20 protein-coding genes are annotated in these 20,029 nt (G+C 38.0%); 19 read left to right on the forward strand and 1 reads right to left on the reverse strand.

Going from position 1 to position 20,029, the window contains the following annotated elements; all coding sequences use genetic code 11:
- Nucleotides 1–31 precede the first annotated feature (31 nt).
- The 7 genes from KQI94_RS06380 to thrB all read left to right on the forward strand — a co-directional run bounded on the left by KQI94_RS06380 (nt 32) and on the right by thrB (nt 7,904).
- Nucleotides 32–1,483 (forward strand): PLP-dependent aminotransferase family protein, encoded by a 1,452-nt coding sequence (locus KQI94_RS06380; RefSeq protein WP_002368973.1) that lies wholly within the window; start codon nt 32–34, stop codon nt 1,481–1,483.
- 120 nt (nt 1,484–1,603) lie between these two features.
- On the forward strand, nt 1,604–3,328 hold the full coding sequence (locus tag KQI94_RS06385; protein WP_002356727.1) for a phospho-sugar mutase: 1,725 nt from the start codon (nt 1,604–1,606) through the stop codon (nt 3,326–3,328).
- 106 nt (nt 3,329–3,434) lie between these two features.
- Entirely contained in the window at nt 3,435–4,217 is a 783-nt protein-coding gene (gene proC / locus KQI94_RS06390) for a pyrroline-5-carboxylate reductase (protein WP_002362189.1), read from the forward strand.
- A gap of 116 nt (nt 4,218–4,333) precedes the next feature.
- Complete coding sequence (locus KQI94_RS06395; RefSeq protein ID WP_002356730.1) at nt 4,334–4,642, forward strand: metalloregulator ArsR/SmtB family transcription factor; 309 nt, start codon at nt 4,334–4,336, stop codon at nt 4,640–4,642.
- A gap of 51 nt (nt 4,643–4,693) precedes the next feature.
- Entirely contained in the window at nt 4,694–5,986 is a 1,293-nt protein-coding gene (locus KQI94_RS06400) for a homoserine dehydrogenase (RefSeq protein ID WP_002368975.1), read from the forward strand.
- Between the two features lie 2 nt (nt 5,987–5,988).
- Entirely contained in the window at nt 5,989–7,044 is a 1,056-nt protein-coding gene (thrC, locus tag KQI94_RS06405) for a threonine synthase (protein ID WP_002368976.1), read from the forward strand.
- Nucleotides 7,041–7,904, forward strand: a complete 864-nt coding sequence (gene thrB, locus KQI94_RS06410; RefSeq protein ID WP_002389976.1) for a homoserine kinase — start codon at nt 7,041–7,043, stop codon at nt 7,902–7,904. The genes thrC and thrB overlap by 4 nt, the downstream gene beginning before the upstream one ends.
- 42 nt (nt 7,905–7,946) lie before the next feature.
- On the opposite strand, the gene KQI94_RS06415 is transcribed toward thrB, so the two are convergent.
- A complete protein-coding gene (locus KQI94_RS06415) occupies nt 7,947–8,804 on the reverse strand; it encodes a pyruvate, water dikinase regulatory protein (RefSeq protein WP_002389973.1) in 858 nt (285 codons plus the stop codon).
- Nucleotides 8,805–8,902: 98 nt separating this feature from the next.
- Here KQI94_RS06415 and KQI94_RS06420 point away from each other — a divergent pair, with 98 nt between their 5' ends.
- From KQI94_RS06420 to KQI94_RS06475, 12 genes are all read left to right on the forward strand, one after another.
- Entirely contained in the window at nt 8,903–9,343 is a 441-nt protein-coding gene (locus KQI94_RS06420) for a transcriptional repressor (RefSeq protein WP_002387080.1), read from the forward strand.
- Nucleotides 9,344–9,508: 165 nt separating this feature from the next.
- Nucleotides 9,509–9,685 carry a 30S ribosomal protein S21 gene (rpsU, locus tag KQI94_RS06425; RefSeq protein WP_002356740.1) on the forward strand — a complete coding sequence of 59 codons (177 nt, stop codon included), beginning with the start codon at nt 9,509–9,511 and terminating at the stop codon, nt 9,683–9,685.
- Between the two features lie 25 nt (nt 9,686–9,710).
- Nucleotides 9,711–10,160, forward strand: a complete 450-nt coding sequence (locus KQI94_RS06430) for a GatB/YqeY domain-containing protein (RefSeq protein WP_002356741.1) — start codon at nt 9,711–9,713, stop codon at nt 10,158–10,160.
- A gap of 134 nt (nt 10,161–10,294) precedes the next feature.
- Complete coding sequence (locus tag KQI94_RS06435) at nt 10,295–11,317, forward strand: PhoH family protein (protein ID WP_002356743.1); 1,023 nt, start codon at nt 10,295–10,297, stop codon at nt 11,315–11,317.
- A 28-nt stretch (nt 11,318–11,345) separates the two neighbouring features.
- Entirely contained in the window at nt 11,346–13,544 is a 2,199-nt protein-coding gene (locus tag KQI94_RS06440; RefSeq protein ID WP_002356744.1) for an HDIG domain-containing metalloprotein, read from the forward strand.
- Nucleotides 13,544–14,023 (forward strand): rRNA maturation RNase YbeY, encoded by a 480-nt coding sequence (ybeY, locus tag KQI94_RS06445; protein ID WP_002356745.1) that lies wholly within the window; start codon nt 13,544–13,546, stop codon nt 14,021–14,023. The genes KQI94_RS06440 and ybeY overlap by 1 nt, the downstream gene beginning before the upstream one ends.
- Nucleotides 14,007–14,408: a diacylglycerol kinase family protein gene (locus KQI94_RS06450; RefSeq protein WP_002382764.1), complete on the forward strand. Its 402-nt coding sequence runs from the start codon at nt 14,007–14,009 to the stop codon at nt 14,406–14,408. The genes ybeY and KQI94_RS06450 overlap by 17 nt, the downstream gene beginning before the upstream one ends.
- A 13-nt stretch (nt 14,409–14,421) precedes the next feature.
- Nucleotides 14,422–15,324 carry a GTPase Era gene (era, locus tag KQI94_RS06455; protein ID WP_002359745.1) on the forward strand — a complete coding sequence of 301 codons (903 nt, stop codon included), beginning with the start codon at nt 14,422–14,424 and terminating at the stop codon, nt 15,322–15,324.
- A gap of 82 nt (nt 15,325–15,406) precedes the next feature.
- Entirely contained in the window at nt 15,407–16,201 is a 795-nt protein-coding gene (recO, locus tag KQI94_RS06460; protein WP_216454343.1) for a DNA repair protein RecO, read from the forward strand.
- A gap of 520 nt (nt 16,202–16,721) precedes the next feature.
- Nucleotides 16,722–17,630 (forward strand): glycine--tRNA ligase subunit alpha, encoded by a 909-nt coding sequence (glyQ, locus tag KQI94_RS06465; protein WP_010706545.1) that lies wholly within the window; start codon nt 16,722–16,724, stop codon nt 17,628–17,630.
- 1 nt (nt 17,631) lies between these two features.
- Nucleotides 17,632–19,716, forward strand: a complete 2,085-nt coding sequence (gene glyS, locus KQI94_RS06470) for a glycine--tRNA ligase subunit beta (protein ID WP_002368981.1) — start codon at nt 17,632–17,634, stop codon at nt 19,714–19,716.
- Between the two features lie 39 nt (nt 19,717–19,755).
- Complete coding sequence (locus KQI94_RS06475) at nt 19,756–19,947, forward strand: DNA-directed RNA polymerase subunit alpha C-terminal domain-containing protein (protein ID WP_002356753.1); 192 nt, start codon at nt 19,756–19,758, stop codon at nt 19,945–19,947.
- Nucleotides 19,948–20,029 lie beyond the last annotated feature (82 nt).

A 20,029-nucleotide genomic window follows, 5' to 3' on the forward strand; every position in this document is an offset into this window, starting at 1 on the left:
TTTAACTCATCCAATTGTTGAGGTGATTGCTATGTGGCAACTTAAAAAAGAACAAAATGTTCCCATTTATCGCAGTATTATGGAAATGATTATTCAAAAGATTCAAACAGGCGAATTATTACCAGGTGAAAAAATCCCTTCGGAACGTAAACTGGCAGAGTACTTGTCTGTCAATCGTTCAACCGTTGTTCATGCATTAGACGAACTGGTGGACTTAGGTTGGATTGTGCGAAAAAGAGGGAGCGGAACGATTGTCAACGAAGGGAAATGGGGGGTAATGATGACGCCACGAACGGATTGGCATCGTTATTTAGAACAAAATGTGTTCAAACAAGTTCATCCCTTGGTGACAGAGATTGAGTTACGTGCTAAACAAAATTTGCCGACTGACTTAGATATGTATACAGGTGAGTTGCCGTTAGACTTAATTCCCAGTTTCGATTTTCCAGCATTAAATTGGAAACAATTTTTAAAAGAGGAAGCACAAGATGAATTAGGTTATTTGCCGTTAAGAAAAGAAATCCAAGCCATTACAGCAACGGAATATCAGCTTCATTTACCAAGTGAAAGTTTATTGCTTACTTCAGGTGCGCAACAAGCACTTTTTTTAGTTTTGCAAGTTTTATTGAGACAAGGAGATAGTGTTGCTGTAGAAGATCCATCTTTCTTCTATGCCTTACCAATTTTCCAAGCTGCTGGTGTGCGCTTATTTGGTGTGCCCATGACAGAGGAAGGGATTGATCTTGAAGCGCTAGAACAAACAATCCGACAACATCGCATCAAAATGGTTATGGTTAATCCTTCCTTTCAAAATCCCACTGGGACAGTGATGCCTTTAAGAAAAAGAGAACAGCTAGTGAAAGTTTGTCAAACGTATCAAGTTCCTATTTTAGAAGATGATGTTTTTGGGCAGCTAAGTTTTATCCCGAAAACAGAAATTCCTCCTTTAAAAAAATTAGATCCAGATAATGTCTTGTATATCGGTTCGTTGTCAAAAATTTTAGGTTCGACCACGAAAATTGGTTGGTTAAGTGCGCCCGCCTCTGTGACGAAACAAATTGCAGAAGCCAGAAAAATGATGGATGTTTCGTTGAGTATTTTTCCGCAGATGCTCGCTAAAATGGCGATTGAAGATCCTTCTTTTTCTGAAAAAATTACGTTATTAAATAAACAAGTGGAACAACGAGCAACAGATGTGTATCAAGTATTTAAATCGTTGCCAGAATGGGAAGTTTCGCCAGTAAAAGGTGGTTTTTATTTATGGGCACATTGGCGTCAAGGGGCACTTAAGCCAGAAGATTGGCAAGTGTTTTTACGAGAAGGTGTTTTGGTAGCACCAAGTGTAGCTTTTAGTGAAAAACGTGGAAGTATTCGCTTGAACTGTTCCCGAATTTCACCAGAAGAAATGCCTCTTTTTTGTGAGCGAATGGTACGGATTACACGACAGCTTTCTGAAAATAGACAAACAAAAATAGAACACTAAGTAAGATTTTTCTTATAAAAATCATTTGCTGAGAGAAAACGCTACAACTTCCCTTTTCTAAACGAATATCCAATGCTATACTTAAAAAGTAAAAACAAAAAAACAAATGAGGTGTTTTCCATGTCTTGGGAACAAGTTTACCAACAATGGTTAAATGAAGAAAATATTCCAGAAAATTTAAAAAATGAATTAAAGGACTTAAATACAGACCCTGAAAAATGTGAAGATGCATTTTACGCACCATTAGAATTTGGGACTGCCGGGATGCGCGGGATTTTAGGCGCCGGTATTAATCGAATGAATATCTTTACGGTTCGTCAAGCGACAGAAGGGCTTGCACGTTTTATGGATACGCAAGATCCTGAAACGAAACGTCGCGGTGTAGCCATTGCCTATGATTCACGTCATATGTCTCCAGAATTTGCAATGGAAGCAGCTAAAACATTAGCTAAACATGATATTCCTTCTTTTGTGTTTGAAAGCTTACGACCAACACCAGAATTATCTTTTGCGGTCCGCTACTTTAAAGCTTTTGCGGGAATCATGATTACGGCTTCTCACAATCCAGCTGCCTATAATGGCTACAAAGTCTATGGTGAAGACGGTGGTCAAATGCCGCCAGCTGATGCAGATGCATTAACTAAATATGTTCGTAGTATCGAAAATCCTTTGAAAATTGATGTCTTATCAGATGAAGAAGTTGCCCACAGCGGTTTAATTAACATTGTTGGTGAAGAAGTCGATAACGCGTATTTGAAAGAAATTAAAACAGTTACGATTAATCAAGAATTAATTAACGAAATGGGTAAAGAATTAAAATTAGTTTACACTCCCTTACATGGAACTGGGAAAATGTTAGGAGAAAAGGCATTAAAACAAGCCGGTTTTGAAAAATTTGTTTTAGTACCTGAGCAAGCCGTTGCTGATCCTGACTTTACTACAGTTAAGTCACCAAACCCTGAAGAACATTCAGCTTTTGAATACGCGATTCGTTTAGGGGAAAAAGAAGGCGCTGATTTATTGATTGCAACAGATCCAGATGCTGATCGTTTAGGTGCTGCTGTGCGGATGCCAAACGGAGACTACCAAGTATTAACAGGAAATCAATTAGGTTCAATTATGATTCATTATATTTTAGAAGCCCATCAACAAGCAGGCACGTTGCCTCAAAATGCTGCGGTTCTAAAATCAATCGTTTCTAGTGAACTTGCTACAGCGATTGCTGAGAAATATAATACGAAGATGTTTAATGTTTTAACAGGTTTCAAATTTATTGCTGAAAAAATTCAACAATACGAAGAAGACCACAGTCAAACGTTTATGTTTGGTTTTGAAGAAAGTTATGGTTACTTAGTGAAACCTTTTGTTCGTGATAAAGATGCAATTCAAGCGTTAGTTTTATTAGCAGAAGTAGCGGCTTTCTATAAAAAACAAGGAAAAACATTATACGATGGCTTACAAGATATCTTTGAAGAATTTGGTTACTTTGAAGAAAAAACTATTTCCGTAACAATGAGCGGAATTGAAGGCAGCGGTAAAATCAAAGCTTTAATGGCAAAATGTCGTGAACAAGCGCCAACTGAGTTTGCCGGGATTCAAGTTGCTCAAACGGAAGATTTTAAAGAATTAACACGCACTTTTGCAGATGGTCAAACAGAACAATTACAAACGCCTCCTTCTGATGTGTTGAAATATCATTTAGAAGATGGTAGTTGGATTGCTATCCGACCATCAGGAACAGAACCAAAAATTAAATTCTATCTAGCGACAAAAGCAACAAGTAGTTCAGAAGCTTCTGAAAAAATTGCTGCGTTTGAAGCAGTCGTTAATGAATTAACAAAATAAAATAAACGAAACAGGCTGTACGGAAAAAAGTACGAATGTTAGTGTTTGTGTCAAAAGCTAATTGACTTTTGACACAAACACTTTATTTAACTAAGGAGGGAATGCTATGAAAATTGGCTTTATCGGTGCTGGCAGTATGGGCGGTGCCATGATTAAAGGGTTACTGAAAGCTGAGGCAGTCAAGAAGGAACATTTATATGTGAAAGGCGGCTCAAGTGGAACCGCAGAAGCACTTCAAAAAGAGTGGGGCTTTCAACTTGTCACAGATTATGCACTTTTCCAAGAATGTAAGGTTATTTTTATTGCGACAGGAGCAAAGGTCGTGTTACCTGTCCTTCAGGAATTAGCCCCTCATTTTTCCAACGAAAGTCTATTGATTTCTGTTGCAACAGGTCATACCATACAAGAAGCACAAATGGCCCTTGGCAATAAAGAAGCCAAAGTTGTTCATGCCATTCCTAATACACCAGTTAGCGTGAATCAAGGCGTGATTGGCGTAGCCTTGGCACCAACAATTGAAGGCCAAACGAAGGACCTGGTAATGGAACTTCTTGCTACTTTAGGGTTAGTCAAAGAAATTCGTGAAGCGCAACTGGAAACTTTTGGTACTGTGGCTGGTTGCAGTCCAGCTTTTGTTGATATCTTTATGGAAGCATTGGGAGATGCAGCAGTCTTAGAAGGGTTACCAAGAGACTTATCTTATGAAATTGTCGCTCAAATGATAAAAGGAACGGCGACCTTAGCCTTAGACACGAAAAAACACCCAGGAGCATTGAAAGATGAAGTGACTTCTCCAGGAGGAAGTACGATTCGCGGTGTCGTAGCTCTAGAAAAAAATGGCTTCCGTTATGCCGTGATGGATGCAGTTCAGCAAGCCAACCACGAATAGATGAAGAAAGTTGGAAAATCGACAAGTTTGTCATTTTTCCAACTTTCTTTGTGCCATATTTTTCGTAGGAAAGAACAATCGCAGTTCTTATTTTAAAAAACTCTGTGTTATAATGAGTGCAAAGTGAGGCGACTATAATGAAACAAATGGAAGAAATCAAACAAGTAAGTCAATTATATAAAGTATTAAGTGATCCAACACGTTTAAGAATTTTGCTACTTTTAAAAGAAGGCGAACATAACGTAACGGCGATTAGTGAACAATTGGGAATGGAACAGTCCGCCGTTTCTCATCAACTAAAATTATTAAGAGATAGCCGGGTTGTCAAGGCACGTCGCGAAGGAAAAACGATTTTTTATACATTGGATGATCATCATGTAATAGATATTTTAAATCAGACCTTTGAGCATATTGAACATCGATAAAAAGTAGGAAAAAATAGCGTAACTAGAATAGCGCTGTTGATGGAGGTAAAAATGAAGGATACCTTAAAAATCGGGTTACTAGGATTAGGGACTGTAGGCACTGGCGTTTTAACTCTCTTGAAAGAACATCAAGAGAAAATTTCACAAGTGACAGGAATGAATGTAGTCATTGAAAAAGCATTTGTCCGAAATCTTGAAACGAAACAAGCACAAGCGGAAGAATACGGTCTTTCTTTAACAACTTCAATTGATGATATTTTAGAAGATAAAGAGATTCAAATCGTTGTGGAATTAATGGGAACCATTGAACCAGCCAAAACCTATATCATGAAAGCTTTAGAAAAGGGCAAACATATTGTGACTGCCAATAAAGATTTACTGGCGCAACATGGGAGTGAATTAGTAGCGTTAGCCCAAAAACATCATTGTGATTTATATTACGAAGCAAGTGTTGCTGGCGGGATTCCAATTTTAAGAACAATTGCTAATAGCTTAGCGGCAGACAATATTCAACAAGTTTTAGGGATTGTGAACGGTACGACGAATTATATGCTTACGCAAATGGTTTCTGCTGATAAAAGTTATGAAGAAGCTTTAGCAGAAGCGCAAGCGTTGGGATTTGCTGAAGCGGATCCGACAAATGATGTCGATGGAATTGACGCAGCCTATAAAATGGTTATTTTAAGTCAATTTGCTTTTGGGATGAATGTTTCATTACCACAAGTTGATATTCGTGGAATTCGCGGATTGTCTTTAGATGATGTCGCTATGGCTAAACAACTGGGGTATGAAATCAAATTGATTGGCTCTGCTGAACAAAATGAGCATAGTATCTCGGTGGAAGTAGCGCCTATGCTAGTCAATCAAAAGCACCCTATTGCATCTGTTCGGAATGAGTACAATGCAGTATTTATTAAAAGTGCAGGCGTGGGGGAATCAATGTATTACGGTCCAGGAGCTGGCGCTAAACCGACAGCAACCAGTGTGGTCAGTGATTTAATTACGATTGCTAAAAACATTCGCTTGGCAACGACTGGCCATATGTTCAATTCGTATCAACATAAAACCCAATTGACGAGTTCCGAAAATGTATTTGGGCAGTACTATTTTTCATTAGATGTTCCAGATACACCAGGACAATTTTTGCAGTTGACGCAATTAATGACTAAAGCAGAAGTCAGCTTTGATCAATTAGTTCAACAGAAATCAGATGGACAGCGAGCAAGAATTGTTGCCATTACACACCAGATATCAAAAGCACAAATGCAACAAGTTGTGATAGCTATTCAAAATACGGAAGCCTTTCAGTTATTGAATGTAATGAAGGTTATAGGAGATGAGTAAACATGTATGAAGGTTTGTTAAAACAGTATCAAGCGTATTTGCCCGTAACAGAAAAAACACCAATGATTTCTTTAGCCGAAGGAAATACGCCACTGATTCCTTTACCTAATTTATCCAAAGAATTAGGTATTCAATTATATGGAAAATACGAAGGCTTAAATCCCACTGGCTCATTCAAAGATCGCGGGATGGTGATGGCTGTAGCAAAAGCGGTAGAAGAAGGTGCCAAAGCGATTGTTTGTGCTTCTACAGGAAATACTAGTGCCGCCGCTGCTGCGTATGCCACAAGAGCAGGCATTAAAGCGTATGTAGTGATTCCAGAAGGGAAAATCGCACTGGGAAAATTGGCGCAAGCTATTATGTATGGGGCGGACATTATTTCGATTCCAGGTAACTTTGATGAAGCATTAAAAGCGGTGCGAGAGATTGCGAAAACTGAGGCAGTTGCGCTAGTTAATTCAGTGAATCCTTATCGCTTAGAAGGGCAAAAGACAGCAGCTTTTGAAGTTTGTGAACAATTAGGTCAAGCGCCCGATGTCTTAGCGATTCCAGTTGGAAATGCCGGCAATATTTCCGCTTACTGGAAAGGCTTTAAGGAATGGCATGAAAAACAAGGAACAACTTTACCAAGAATGCATGGTTTTGAAGCAGAAGGTGCCGCAGCGATCGTGAAAGGCCAAGTGATTGAACAACCTGAAACCGTGGCAACAGCGATCCGGATTGGAAATCCTGCTAGTTGGCAATTAGCAGAACAGGCACGCGATGAATCGGGTGGTTTCATTGATGCCGTGACAGATCAAGAAATTTTAACGGCTTACCGAAAAATTGCTGCTCAAGATGGGGTTTTCATTGAACCTGGTTCGGCTGCCTCATTAGCTGGAGTTATTCAACATGTTAAAAGCGGTAAAATCAAAGCAGGTGAAACCGTCGTGGCAGTCTTTACTGGTAACGGACTGAAAGATCCTGATACAGCAATGGAGACAGAAGTAACTATTTCAAAAATGAGTGACGTGGAAGAAATGCGTCTGCACTTACGAAAAGGAGTCGCAACACTATGAAAATAAGAGTACCTGCCACTAGTGCCAACTTAGGACCTGGCTTTGACTCATGTGGCATTGCATTATCCGCTTATTTAACAATCAACGTTTTAGGTGAAAGTGAATTTTGGGAAATTCAACATACTATGGGAGAAGAGATTCCTACTAATGAAGAGAATTTATTAATTCAAACGGCATTGAAAATTGCACCAGAATTAACACCAAAAGTTATTCGGATGGTTTCTGACATTCCCCTTGCAAGAGGACTAGGCAGTAGCTCAAGTGTGATTGTAGCAGGCATTGAATTAGCTAACCGACTAGCACATTTAAATTTGTCCCCTAAAGAAAAAGTCCGTTTGGCCACAGAGATGGAAGGACATCCGGATAATGTGGCCCCAGCTATTTTAGGAGATTTCGTGGTGGCTAGCCATGTAGAAAACCAAGTCTACCATGTCAAACATCACTTTCCAATGTGTGATGTCATTGCATTTATTCCAGAGGAACCATTATTTACCGAAAAAAGTCGCGCTGTTTTGCCCGAAAAATTGACTTATAAAGAAGCGGTCGCGGCCAGCTCAATTGCCAATGTTATGATTGCCGCAATTTTAAACGGGGATTTACCTTTAGCAGGCAAAATGATGGAACAAGATAAATGGCATGAAACGTATCGTCGTTCATTGGTTCCTCACTTAAAAGAAATTCGTCGTTTAACTCAGCAAAGAGGTGCTTATGGCTCTTTCTTAAGCGGTGCTGGTCCAACTGTGCTAATCTTGTCGCCAGAAGAACGAACCAACGAAATTGTTCAAAGTTTGGAGAAATTATCTACCAAAGCGAGCATCCAAATTTTCAATATTGATCAAGAAGGCGTTCAAGTCTTTTAAAAAAAACGAGAAAAAATCACTAGTGATTTTTTCTCGTTTTTTTTAATCCTCGGCTGTTTCCGTGGAATAATAACTATGATCTTCTAAGTTCAAAGCATTAAGAATCATTGAGGCAGTTTCTTCAATTGAAAGAGAAGCGACATCAATAACGATACAACCTAATTTTTGATAAAGATCATTAGCAAAAGCCAGTTCTCGCCGAATTTTTTCAATATCTGAATAAGAAGTATTTTCAGGTAATCCATATGCGCGCATTCGTTCTTTACGAATCCCGTTTAAAACATTGGGATCATTGGTTAAGCCAACAATTTTTTTAGGGTCCATTTCGAATAATTGTTTCGGTAAATGTGCTTCAGGAATCAGTGGCAAATTAGCAACTTTTAAGTTCTTGTTGGCTAAAAAGAGACTTAGCGGTGTTTTAGAAGTTCGGGAAACGCCAAGAAGTAACACATCCGCTTCTAAAAAGCCTCGTGGGTCCTTGCCATCGTCATATTTGACAGCAAATTCCATTGCTTCAATTCGTTTAAAATAATTTTCATTCAGATGATGTAAGGCACCTGGTTCCCGCATGGGTGCGACACCTGTTAATCGTTCGATTTCCGCAACTGGTGGTGTCAAAATGTCAAAATGGAACAATTGATGCTCATTGAAAAATTGATTAGCAATCGCCACGAGATGATCATTAATAATAGTATGCAGTACCATGGCTTCTGCTTTTTTGGCATCTTCTAACGCTTGCACCAGTTTATCTTCGTCTTTAACGAATGTTCGTCTAATCAAAGTAAAATCAACAGTGGGGTACTGGGCCATTGAAGCAGCCGCCAATTTTGAAGCGGTCTCGCCAGCAGAATCTGAGATGACAAAAATCGTCACACATTTTTTTTCTTCAGAAATAGTCATAGAGGGTAAGTCCTTTCTTGCATTTTTAATAATTTTATTATACCATAAGTCCAGAATCTATTTCGTAATGATTCTGATTTAGGTTGGTGAGGGAGGAAATGGCGATGGCACCAGTAAAAACCAATATTGAACAAGCCTTAGAAACCATGAAAGCCAGTGGATTAAAATATACTAAAAAACGAGAATTACTGATGAGCTATTTGATTAAGCGAAATCGGTATGTTTCTGCACGTGAAGTGTATGAATTTATGAATGAAACCTTTAAAGGAGTCAGTTATGATACGGTTTATCGTAACTTGCATGACTTTGAGCGCTTAGAATTGCTGGAAAAAACAGAATTAAATGGCGAGCAAAAGTTTCGCTTCCGTTGTTGCCAAGAGGTGGAACATCATCATCACTTTATTTGTACGGTTTGTGGCAAAACGGAAGAAATTCACATGTGTCCGATGAATTTTTTTGAAGAACAGTTAAAAGGTTGTTCAATTGAAGGACATCGCTTTGAAATACTTGGTCGTTGTGCCGATTGTTGCGAAAAATAGCGAATAAGACGAAAAATCAAACAAAAATTTCGTATTTTATCAGTAGAGTGGTTGACGGTTATTTATGCTTTAGCTATAATATAACAAGGACAGTATTTTAATTTGTGGGTTTTTCCCACAAATAAGAAAAACGGTTACTTTTTAAGCTCGGAGGGAGGGAATAACATGTCAAAAACAGTCGTTCGTAAAAACGAATCTCTTGATGATGCTCTTCGTCGCTTCAAACGTTCCGTTTCAAAAGCGGGTACTTTACAAGAATCACGTAAACGTGAATTCTACGAAAAACCAAGTGTAAAGCGTAAGAAAAAATCTGAAGCAGCTAGAAAACGTAAAAAATTCTAGTTTTGAATGAATTGGAGTTGGTGGTATGTCATTGCTAACCACATTGAATGACGACATTAAAACAGCGATGAAAGCTAAAGACAAAGAAACTTTAGCCGTACTTCGTATGTTAAAGACTGCCATTCAAAATGATCAGATTAAAGCGGGCCGTGAATTGAACGGAGAAGAAGAACTCACTGTATTGTCTCGTGAGATGAAACAGAGAAAAGATTCTTTATCAGAGTTTGAAAAGGCGGGACGCGACGATCTTGTTGAAAAAGTAAAAGTTGAAATAGCAATTGTTGAAAAATATATGCCTCAACAACTAACGGAGGAAGAAATTCGTCAACTAGTTCAAGAGGTAATGACGCAAACTGGCGCCACTTCACCAAAAGATTTTGGTAAAGTGATGGGCGCTATGATGCCGAAAGTCAAAGGCAAAGCCGATGGCAACCAAGTTAACGCAATTGTGAAAGAATTATTACAAGAAAACTAAGAGCGTTATCGAAACTAGGACAGGATACTGTCCTAGTTTTTTTATACAAAGAGAAAACCGGTAGCTTTTTACGGTTTTCTCTTTTTTGACTTTCAAAGTCAAATCAGGTACGACTTCTTTTTAAACAGATAAGAATGTGGTATCATTGTAAAGGACTATATAATAAAGGAGATGGACGTTTTTTGACAGATAATCAGTCAAAATCTTTGGAATTAATACTTACTGATTCTGATGATGCACACATGCTTTTAGGAACACATGATAAACATATCAAATTTTTAGAAGAGAATACCCACGTAACGATTAATAGTCGTGGCGAAGTTATTCAGTTAATTGGCGAATCATCAGAGGTAGAGTTAGTCGCTTCCGTGTTAAGAGCGCTACAAACATTAATTCAACGAGGCATCAAAGTGCATACGCCAGATGTCGTTTCTGCTTTAAAAATGGCCAAAGCTGGAAATTTAGAGGCGTTTATTGCCATGTATGAAGAAGAAATTATGAAGGACCATCATGGTCGGGCCATCCGAATTAAGAATGTTGGTCAAAAAAAATATATCGATGCAGTTAAAACTCATGACGTCATTTTCGGGGTGGGACCTGCGGGGACAGGAAAAACCTTTTTAGCCGTGGTGATGGCAGTAGCAGCTTTAAAAAAAGGCGAAGTACAAAAAATTATTTTAACTCGTCCAGCAGTGGAAGCTGGCGAAAGCTTGGGCTTTTTACCAGGTGACTTAAAAGAAAAAGTCGATCCTTATTTACGTCCAGTTTACGATGCCTTGTATCAAATTTTTGGTATGGATCATACAAATCGTTTAATGGAACGCGGCGTTATTGAAATAGCCCCGCTTGCTTATATGCGTGGTCGTACATTGGATGATGCTTTTGTCATTCTAGATGAAGCACAAAATACCACGGTTGCCCAAATGAAAATGTTTTTAACTCGTTTAGGGTTTAGTTCAAAAATGATTGTTAATGGAGATACTAGTCAGATTGACTTGCCACGTGGTGTAACAAGTGGTTTAGTTAACGCCGAGCGTACGTTAAAAGACATTGAAAAAATTGCCTTTGTAAATTTTGAAGCCAGTGACGTTGTGCGTCATCCGGTTGTAGCGCAAATTATTCAAGCCTATGAAAAAGAACAACAAAAGCATTCCTAAGCAGTTAGGGAAGGAGTGAAAGTACCTTTTGAAAAAAGTACTTACAAAGTTAGGGGATCGTTTAGGTAAAGCCTATTTACCTATTTTATTAGCCGTTTTTTCTCTTCTTTTATTTATGATTATGTTTGGCAGTGTCCATCAGAAAAGAGTAGAAATTAAAGAAGGTCAACTGGCCGAGAAAACTATTCGTGCAAATAAAAATATCGAGAATACCTACGAAACAGAACAAAGAAAAAAATTGGCAGCAGAAGCTGTCACACCCGAATATATTTATCAAGAAGATACGGCATCTGTCCAACATAATCGTATTGATAAATTATTTAAATTGATTGATTCTGCGAATGAAAAAGTAGACAAAGAGTACAGCAATAAGCAAGCAAAGGCCAAAAAGGAAGAAACGATTCCTGCGCCGACCGTGGAAGAACGAGTAGCTAGCTTAAAGTCATTGTTTGAATCTTTACCGCAAGATGAAGTTACGTTTTATCAAAGTTTTCCTAATGTTTTTTATCAAACAATCTTTACATTAACCTCTGAGCAATTAGATAAGGTTCGTTCAGAAAGTTTGATGTTGGTGGATGATGCGATGCAAAATCACGTTCGAGAATCTGATTTGGATAAAATTCGCCAAGAAGCTAACGGTAAAATTCAATACTTAGACATTACGAGTACCATGCAACAAGTCATTCGTTACATTGTTAACCAAGGGATTGTGGTAAACGATATTGCCAATGAAAAACGAACAGAAGAGCTACGCCAAAAAGCGATGAATGCTGTTCAACCCGCAATGATTTATCAAGGCGAAATTATTGTTCGTGAAGGTACTCAAATTGATGCAAAAGCGGTCGAAAAACTTGAGTTACTAGGAATGACTAGTCAAAATACGTCTATTTTTCCGATGGTGGCATTAGCACTAGCTATTTTACTTCAAGTTGAAGTGTTGATTTTCTTTACAAAACAAGTGACTGAGCCTTCGCGACAACGCTCGTTTATTATCTTTTACACGGGTGCTATGCTAATCAGTGTTATTTTAATGAAATTCTTCCAGATTTTCCAAACAGAGCAGTTGATGTATATTCCCTTGTTCTATCCAGCAGCCTTTGCACCGCTAATTCTAAATCATTTTGTGAATCGTCGTTCAGGGATAATCGCTGCCATTTTCCAAGTCGTTTTTGCGTTATTTATCTTTTATAATTCTATTGGCACAAACTCGTTGACGGTTATTCTGATTATGTACTTATTCTCAGGATTTCTAGCAACAGTTGTTAAACGAAAACGGATGAGTGAGCAAGTTTTCCCAGCTTTAATGTGGGTAGTGGTCTTTCCTGTTTTCATGGCGGTTGTCTTAATGATTTATCAAGGGATGAGTTTAACAGATGGTAAAACGTGGACAGCTTTAATTTGTGCAAGTGCAGGAACGGTACTTTCATTTTTAGCAACAATGGGCTTGCATCCATATATCGAATTATTAGTGACCGATGATAGTATGATTGTCTTGAATGAATTAAGTAATCCGAACCATCCGTTGTTAAAACAACTGTTAGAAGAAGCGCCAGGTACCTATCATCATAGCATGATGGTGGCTAGTTTGAGCGCTAACGCTGTTGCTGAGATTGGCGGGCGGTCGCTATTAACACGAGTTGCTTGTTATTACCATGACATTGGCAAAATTAAACACGCCAATTTCTTTGTGGAAAACTTACCTGCTGGTGCAGAAAATCCACATAACTTTTTATTACCAGAAGATAGTAAACAAATTATTTTTGGCCACGTAATTGATGGCGCCAAAATTTTAGAAGAGTACAATATGCCGCAAATGGTGATTGACATTTGTCGTCAACATCATGGCACAACATTGATGAAATTTTTCTATGTGAAAGCAAAAGAACGCAATCCTGAAATTAAAGAATCAGACTTCCGTTATCCTGGACCACGTCCACAAACACGAGAAGCAGGGATTGTGAGTATTGCTGATACTTGTGAGGCTGCTGTGCGGGCGATGGATCATCCGACCAACGAAAAAATTCAAGCCTTTGTGCATAATGTGATTCAAGATAGAATTTCAGATGGCCAATTAGATGAATGCGGGTTAACGATGAAAGAGATTCGCATCATTGAAAAATCATTAATTAATGGATTATGCAGTACCTTCCATTCACGGATTAAGTATCCAAAAATGAAAGCTGAAGCAGAAGAAATGAAAGATGAACAAGAAAAGAGAGATGACTAATGGATATTACTTTCATTGATGAAACCGAGAAAGTACCAACAGAAGAAATCAAAGAAATCGAAAACTTGCTGCAATTTGCAGCAGGTTTTCTAGAAATTGCCGAAGATACGGAGATGTCGGTGACTTTTACAGATAACGCAGGTATCCAAGTGATTAATCGTGACTATCGGGGCAAAGATATGCCTACAGATGTCATTAGTTTTGCTTTAGAGGATGAAGGGGAAGACGAATTGCCAATTATTTTTGATGATGAAGAGTTGGCTGAGCTACCACGTAATCTAGGTGATTTAATTATTTCAACAGAGCGAGCAGCAGAACAAGCAGTTGAATATGGGCACACATTGGAACGAGAAATGGGCTTTTTGGCAGTACATGGCTTTTTACATTTGAATGGGTACGATCATATGGAACCTGAAGATGAAAAAGAAATGTTTGGTTTACAGAAAGAGATTTTAGATGCGTATGGCCTTAAAAGATGAGCAAACAGGAAAAAATAAACATTTTATTAATTCATTAGAATTTGCCTGGCAAGGAATCAAAACAGTTTTTCGAGAAGAACGTAATATGCGCAAACATGTGGCGTTTGGCGTCACGGCCATTGTGTTTGGTTTCTTGTTTTCCTTAACACTTGCTGAATGGCTGTGGTTGTTATTGGCCGTTTTTCTCGTCTGGTTGGCAGAAATTATCAACACAATTTTTGAAAATGTCGTAGATATGTTTACGGATTTTCACTTTCATCCAATCGGAAAAAAAGTCAAAGACATGGCCGCAGGAGCTGTTTTATTAACAGCCGGTTTCGCAGTGCTAGTAGGACTAATTCTATTTGTACCAAAAATTTTACAAATCATTCAAATGTGGAAATAAGAGGAGAAATACAATGACAACTGAACATAAATCTGGTTTCGTAGCCATTGTCGGCAGACCAAATGTTGGAAAATCAACATTGTTAAATCGAATTGTCGGCCAAAAAATTGCAATTATGAGTGACAAAGCACAAACAACTCGTAATAAGATTCAAGGAATTTATACAATTCCTGAAGCACAAATTGTTTTTATCGATACTCCAGGGATTCACAAACCTAAACACCGCTTAGGCGATTTCATGGTGGAAAGTGCCTACAATGCGATGCGTGAAGTAGATGCTACTTTATTTATGGTAAGTGCTGATCAAAAACGCGGGAAAGGTGACGACTTTATTATTGAACGATTGAAAAATAATAATAGTCCAGTCTACTTGATTATTAATAAAATTGACAAAGTCCATCCAGATGATTTATTGAGTATTATTGAAGACTATTCGAAACAAATGGACTTTAAAGAAATTATTCCCATTTCTGCCACTGAAGGAAATAATTTTGAACATTTGATGGATGTTCTCGTTGAGCAAATGCCAGAAGGACCACAATATTTCCCTGATGACCAAATTACGGATCATCCAGAATATTTTATCGTTTCCGAATTAATTCGTGAAAAGGTGTTACTTTTAACAAGAGATGAGATTCCTCATTCTGTCGCTGTCGTTGTGGACTCAATGAAACGGGATGAAAACGATAAAGTCCATGTCCAAGCAACCATTATTGTGGAACGGGACAGTCAAAAAGGTATTATTATTGGCAAAGGCGGAAAAATGCTGAAACAAATTGGTACCAAGGCGCGTCAAGATATCGAATATTTATTAGATGACAAAGTGTATTTGGAGCTTTGGGTAAAAGTCCAAAAAGACTGGCGTGACAAAAAAATCTATTTACAAGATTTTGGTTATCGCAAAGAAGAATATTAAGAAAGTAGTGTTTGGGAAGCGAGTGTATAAACGAACTTCCCAAACACTACACTAATTTACATAAGAAATGGAAGTGAATTGAATGGCATTAGGGGAGACCAAAGGCATTATTTTATTTACGAAGGATTTTAAAGAGAAGGATAAACTCGTCAAAATTTTTACAGAATCCTATGGAAAATTGATGTTTTTTGTGAAAGGCGCGCATCGAAAAAATAATCCTCTTTTGCCAGCGATTCTGCCATTTACAGAAGCCGTCTACATCGGAAACTTTAGAGAAGAAGGCTTATCTTTTCTCAATAGCAGCAAAGAAGTTCAACCTTTTCGAAACATTCAACAAGACATATTTATTAACGCATATGGAACATATATTTTAAACTTAGTCGATGCAGCAATTGAAGATCAGCACTATGACCCTAATTTATTTCAATTTACCCACATGGCATTATCCGCTTTAAATGAGCAAAAAGATCCGGAAATCATTACAAATATTTTTGAAATTCAATTGTTAGAACGGTTTGGTGTACGACCAGAATGGCATCATTGTGTAGCTTGTGGCGAAACACAAGGGAAATTTGATTATTCCTCAAAATATAGCGGTGTGCTTTGTGAAAAACATTGGTATTTAGATGAACAGCGCTACCATGCAGATCCTAGAGCAATTCATTTTATTTGCTTATTTTCGCAAGTCTCCTATGAAAAAGTCCAAAACATTCAAGTAAAAGAAGAAACTAAGAAGAGTATTCGAGAAACGATTGATATGTTATACGATGAATATGTCGGGTTGCACTTAAAAAGCAAAAAATTTATTGATCAAATGAAAACGTGGGAGAATACGTTAAAAATTCCACCACGAAAGAAGGAAGAAAAAGAAACATAAACAAGCAGTCGTTTTTCTAAAAAAAAATTTGACAACTTCCCTCAGACACCGTATTATGATAGAGAAGTTAAATACGTACGAAGAAAAAGAGAAGTAAAAAGAACCCTCTGTTAAGCGAATCTGGGAGAGTGGGAGCCAGAAACACGGAACTTTTGAAAGGCACTTTGGAGTACGACAAACGAAGCTGCCGATGAACACATCGGAAGTAGGGTGGAACCGCGATAATTATTCGTCCCTATGTCTATTAATAGGCATGGGGACTTTTTGCATGTTCCTCACTGCGACTGACACAAAGTGTCAGAGCAGATGTGGAACAGCACAAGGTGACTGAAAGGAACGTTGTCTCCTCTGTGTTAAAACAAACTGCTTAGCCAAAAACATGGAGCAGATGTGGAACGTTATAACAGCATAAAAATTATCCCATTCTACAAAATTGTTTCTCTGTAGCCCTTTTTAAATTTACATTCCCGAAGCAAAGCCAATCCCTATGTCTATAAAAAATATTCCAAGGAGGAAAACAATGAAAAACAAGTTAACCGTACAAGAAATGATTTTAACCTTGCAAAAATTTTGGTCATCTAATGGCTGTATGTTAATGCAAGCCTATGATACAGAAAAGGGAGCCGGCACCATGAGTCCTTACACGTTTTTACGTGCCATTGGACCTGAACCATGGAATGCTGCCTACGTAGAACCTTCTCGTCGTCCAGCTGATGGACGCTATGGTGAAAATCCAAACCGTCTATACCAACATCATCAATTCCAAGTTGTAATGAAGCCTTCTCCTGAAAATATCCAAGAACTTTATCTAGAAAGTTTGAAATTATTAGGAATTGATCCATTAGAACATGACATTCGTTTTGTAGAAGATAACTGGGAAAATCCCTCAATGGGTTGTGCTGGTTTAGGTTGGGAAGTTTGGTTAGATGGCATGGAAATTACCCAATTTACGTATTTCCAACAAGTCGGGGGCTTACAATGTCATCCTGTCACTTCTGAAATTACTTACGGGTTAGAACGCTTGGCATCATATATCCAAGAAGTCGAAAGTGTCTATGATTTAGAATGGACACAAGGCGTTAAATATGGTGAAATTTTTGTTCAACCTGAATATGAACATTCAAAATATTCCTTTGAAATTAGTAACCAAGAAATGCTTTTAGAAAACTTTGACAAATTTGAAAAAGAAGCTAAACGCTGTATTGAAGAAAGTTTAGTTCATCCAGCCTATGATTATATTTTAAAATGTAGCCATACATTCAATTTATTAGATGCTCGCGGCGCTGTCTCTGTAACGGAACGTGCAGGATATTTAGCCCGCATTCGGAATATGGCTCGTTCCGTAGCGAAAATTTTTGTGGCTGAACGTGAAAAATTAGGGTTCCCATTATTAAATAAAGACCAACACGTATCCAAGGAGGCAGAATAACATGGCAAAAGATTTATTATTAGAAATTGGCTTAGAAGAAATGCCCGCACATGTTGTCACACCAAGCCGTATCCAACTTGAAGAAAAAGTAATCAAATTTTTAGATGAACATCATTTAGACTATGAAACAGTGCAATCCTTTGCCACACCTCGTCGTTTAGCCGTGAAAGTAACTGCGATTCCTGAAAAACAAGTGGATGTTGAAGAAGAAGTAAAAGGTCCAGCGAAAAAAATTGCTTTAGATGCTGAAGGAAATTGGTCAAAAGCTGCACAAGGTTTTGTACGCGGCCAAGGAGTCACAACTGAGGACATTGTTTTCAAAGAATTAAATGGTGTCGAATATGTCTATGTGACGAAGTTTACCAAAGGCCAAAGTGCCAAAGAGGTATTAACAAAATTAAATGACGTGATTACAAGTCTAACTTTCCCGGTAACAATGCACTGGGCAAACTATGATTTCGAATATATTCGTCCAATTCATTGGATTGTGGCACTACTTGATGATGAAGTAATTCCTTTCAAAGTGTTAGACGTGACGACAGGGCAAACTTCTCGTGGCCACCGTTTCTTGGGAGACGATGTGACGTTCCAACATGCTAATGAATATGAAGCAAAATTAAAAGAACAATTTGTAGTGGTTCAACCGAATGAACGGAAACAAATGATTGTTGATCAAGCGAACGCACTCGCTGCAGAAAAAAATTGGCAGTTAGCTTTAGATGAAGAGTTATTGGAAGAAGTTACGAATTTAGTGGAATATCCAACTGCATTTGTAGGCAGTTTTGATGAAAAATATTTATCTGTTCCAGATGAAGTATTAGTGACTTCTATGAAAGAACACCAACGTTACTTTGAAGTTCGTAACGACCAAGGCTTATTAATGCCGCATTTTATCGCTGTTCGCAATGGGGATAATGTTCACCTTGAAAACGTGATTAAAGGAAATGAAAAAGTGTTAATTGCTCGTTTAGAAGATGCAGAATTCTTTTACAATGAAGATAAAAAATTAACGATTGAAGCATGTGTTGAAAAACTAAAAAATGTGACTTTCCATGAAAAGATTGGTTCAATTTATGAAAAAATGCAACGGGTTGCTTTAATTGCACAAATCATTGGTCGAAAAGTTGGCTTATCTGAGGAGGAATTGGAAGATTTAAAACGTGCCTCTGAAATTTATAAATTTGACTTAGTAACAAATATGGTTGGTGAATTCCCAGAATTACAAGGAATTATGGGGGAAAAATATGCCTTATTACAAGGCGAAAAACCAGCCGTAGCAACGGCTATTCGAGAACATTATCTACCAACTTCCAGTGAAGGTGAATTGCCAGAAACAGCAATCGGGGCTGTTTTAGCCTTAGCCGATAAGCTTGACAGCGTCTTTTCATTCTTCTCAGTTGGTATGATTCCAACAGGTTCTAACGATCCTTATGCACTTCGTCGTCAAACCTATGGCGTTATCCGAATTATTGAAGATAAAGGCTGGACCTTCCCATTAGTCCAATTACAAACAGAAGTTGATGAAGCAGTGAATCAAGATGTTGAGAAATATGGCGTTTTACTAAACGAAGGACAAGCAGAAGTCGTTGAATTTGTGAAAGCTCGCTTACGTCAATTATTAATGACGAAAAATGTTCGTCATGACATTATCGATGCAGTGGTGTCTGCTGAGCAAGCCGATTTATCGAAATTATTTGCTTCAGCGAATATTTTAAAAAGCCGTTTTGAAGATCAAGATTTTAAACCATCAATGGAAGCCTTAACGCGTGTTATTAATTTAGCGAAAAAAGGTCAAGAACTTTTAGGTGATACTGAAGAAGGGATTGATCCAAGTCTGTTTGAAAATAAGGCAGAAAAAGAACTGTATCAAGCAGTTAACGATTTATCTGAAGCATTTGCGACACGCACGATTGCAGAAAACTATGAAGCACTAGTAAATCTACGTCCGTTAATTGATGCGTACTTCAATGAAACGATGGTTATGGTTGAGGATGAAAAAGTCAAACAAAACCGATTAAAACAATTAATGCAAATTGCTAAAATGGCGTTATCAATTGCTAGCTTAGATTTATTAATTGTGAAATAAAAAGCGCTGTTTTTCGACCGCTAAGGAGGAACCGACAGTATGCTAGAAACAACATTTGAACAAATTTTAACACAATTATCAAAGCCAGCTGTTCGTGCGCTAACGAATGAAAAAATCGACAGTGTGGATGAACTCTACGCACGAGGCCGAAAAGCGTTACTTTCGTTGCATGGCTTTGGTCCAAAGTCTATTCGAACTATTGAAGAGATGACTGGGAAAGAATTGAAGTAAAAAAAGGCTCTTTGTCAAATGATGTTGGTAAAGAGAAATCTTAGAATAATTGGAGATCAAGTGGATCAGTTCCTCTTGATCT

The sequence above is a fragment of the Enterococcus sp. S183_ASV_20 genome, assembly GCF_018919685.1.
Lineage (GTDB): Bacteria > Bacillota > Bacilli > Lactobacillales > Enterococcaceae > Enterococcus > Enterococcus faecalis.

Bases quoted from the DNA above. Each gene is read 5' to 3' on its own strand.
- KQI94_RS06380 (WP_002368973.1), top strand. From the start codon at position 32: ATGTGGCAACTTAAAAAAGAACAAAATGTTCCCATTTATCGCAGTATT.
- KQI94_RS06385 (WP_002356727.1), top strand. From the start codon at position 1,604: ATGTCTTGGGAACAAGTTTACCAACAATGGTTAAATGAAGAAAATATT.
- proC (WP_002362189.1), top strand. From the start codon at position 3,435: ATGAAAATTGGCTTTATCGGTGCTGGCAGTATGGGCGGTGCCATGATT.
- KQI94_RS06400 (WP_002368975.1), top strand. From the start codon at position 4,694: ATGAAGGATACCTTAAAAATCGGGTTACTAGGATTAGGGACTGTAGGC.
- thrC (WP_002368976.1), top strand. From the start codon at position 5,989: ATGTATGAAGGTTTGTTAAAACAGTATCAAGCGTATTTGCCCGTAACA.
- thrB (WP_002389976.1), top strand. From the start codon at position 7,041: ATGAAAATAAGAGTACCTGCCACTAGTGCCAACTTAGGACCTGGCTTT.
- KQI94_RS06415 (WP_002389973.1), bottom strand. From the start codon at position 8,804: ATGACTATTTCTGAAGAAAAAAAATGTGTGACGATTTTTGTCATCTCA.
- KQI94_RS06420 (WP_002387080.1), top strand. From the start codon at position 8,903: ATGGCGATGGCACCAGTAAAAACCAATATTGAACAAGCCTTAGAAACC.
- rpsU (WP_002356740.1), top strand. From the start codon at position 9,509: ATGTCAAAAACAGTCGTTCGTAAAAACGAATCTCTTGATGATGCTCTT.
- KQI94_RS06430 (WP_002356741.1), top strand. From the start codon at position 9,711: ATGTCATTGCTAACCACATTGAATGACGACATTAAAACAGCGATGAAA.
- KQI94_RS06435 (WP_002356743.1), top strand. From the start codon at position 10,295: ATGTGGTATCATTGTAAAGGACTATATAATAAAGGAGATGGACGTTTT.
- ybeY (WP_002356745.1), top strand. From the start codon at position 13,544: ATGGATATTACTTTCATTGATGAAACCGAGAAAGTACCAACAGAAGAA.
- KQI94_RS06450 (WP_002382764.1), top strand. From the start codon at position 14,007: ATGGCCTTAAAAGATGAGCAAACAGGAAAAAATAAACATTTTATTAAT.
- era (WP_002359745.1), top strand. From the start codon at position 14,422: ATGACAACTGAACATAAATCTGGTTTCGTAGCCATTGTCGGCAGACCA.
- recO (WP_216454343.1), top strand. From the start codon at position 15,407: ATGGCATTAGGGGAGACCAAAGGCATTATTTTATTTACGAAGGATTTT.
- glyQ (WP_010706545.1), top strand. From the start codon at position 16,722: ATGAAAAACAAGTTAACCGTACAAGAAATGATTTTAACCTTGCAAAAA.
- glyS (WP_002368981.1), top strand. From the start codon at position 17,632: ATGGCAAAAGATTTATTATTAGAAATTGGCTTAGAAGAAATGCCCGCA.
- KQI94_RS06475 (WP_002356753.1), top strand. From the start codon at position 19,756: ATGCTAGAAACAACATTTGAACAAATTTTAACACAATTATCAAAGCCA.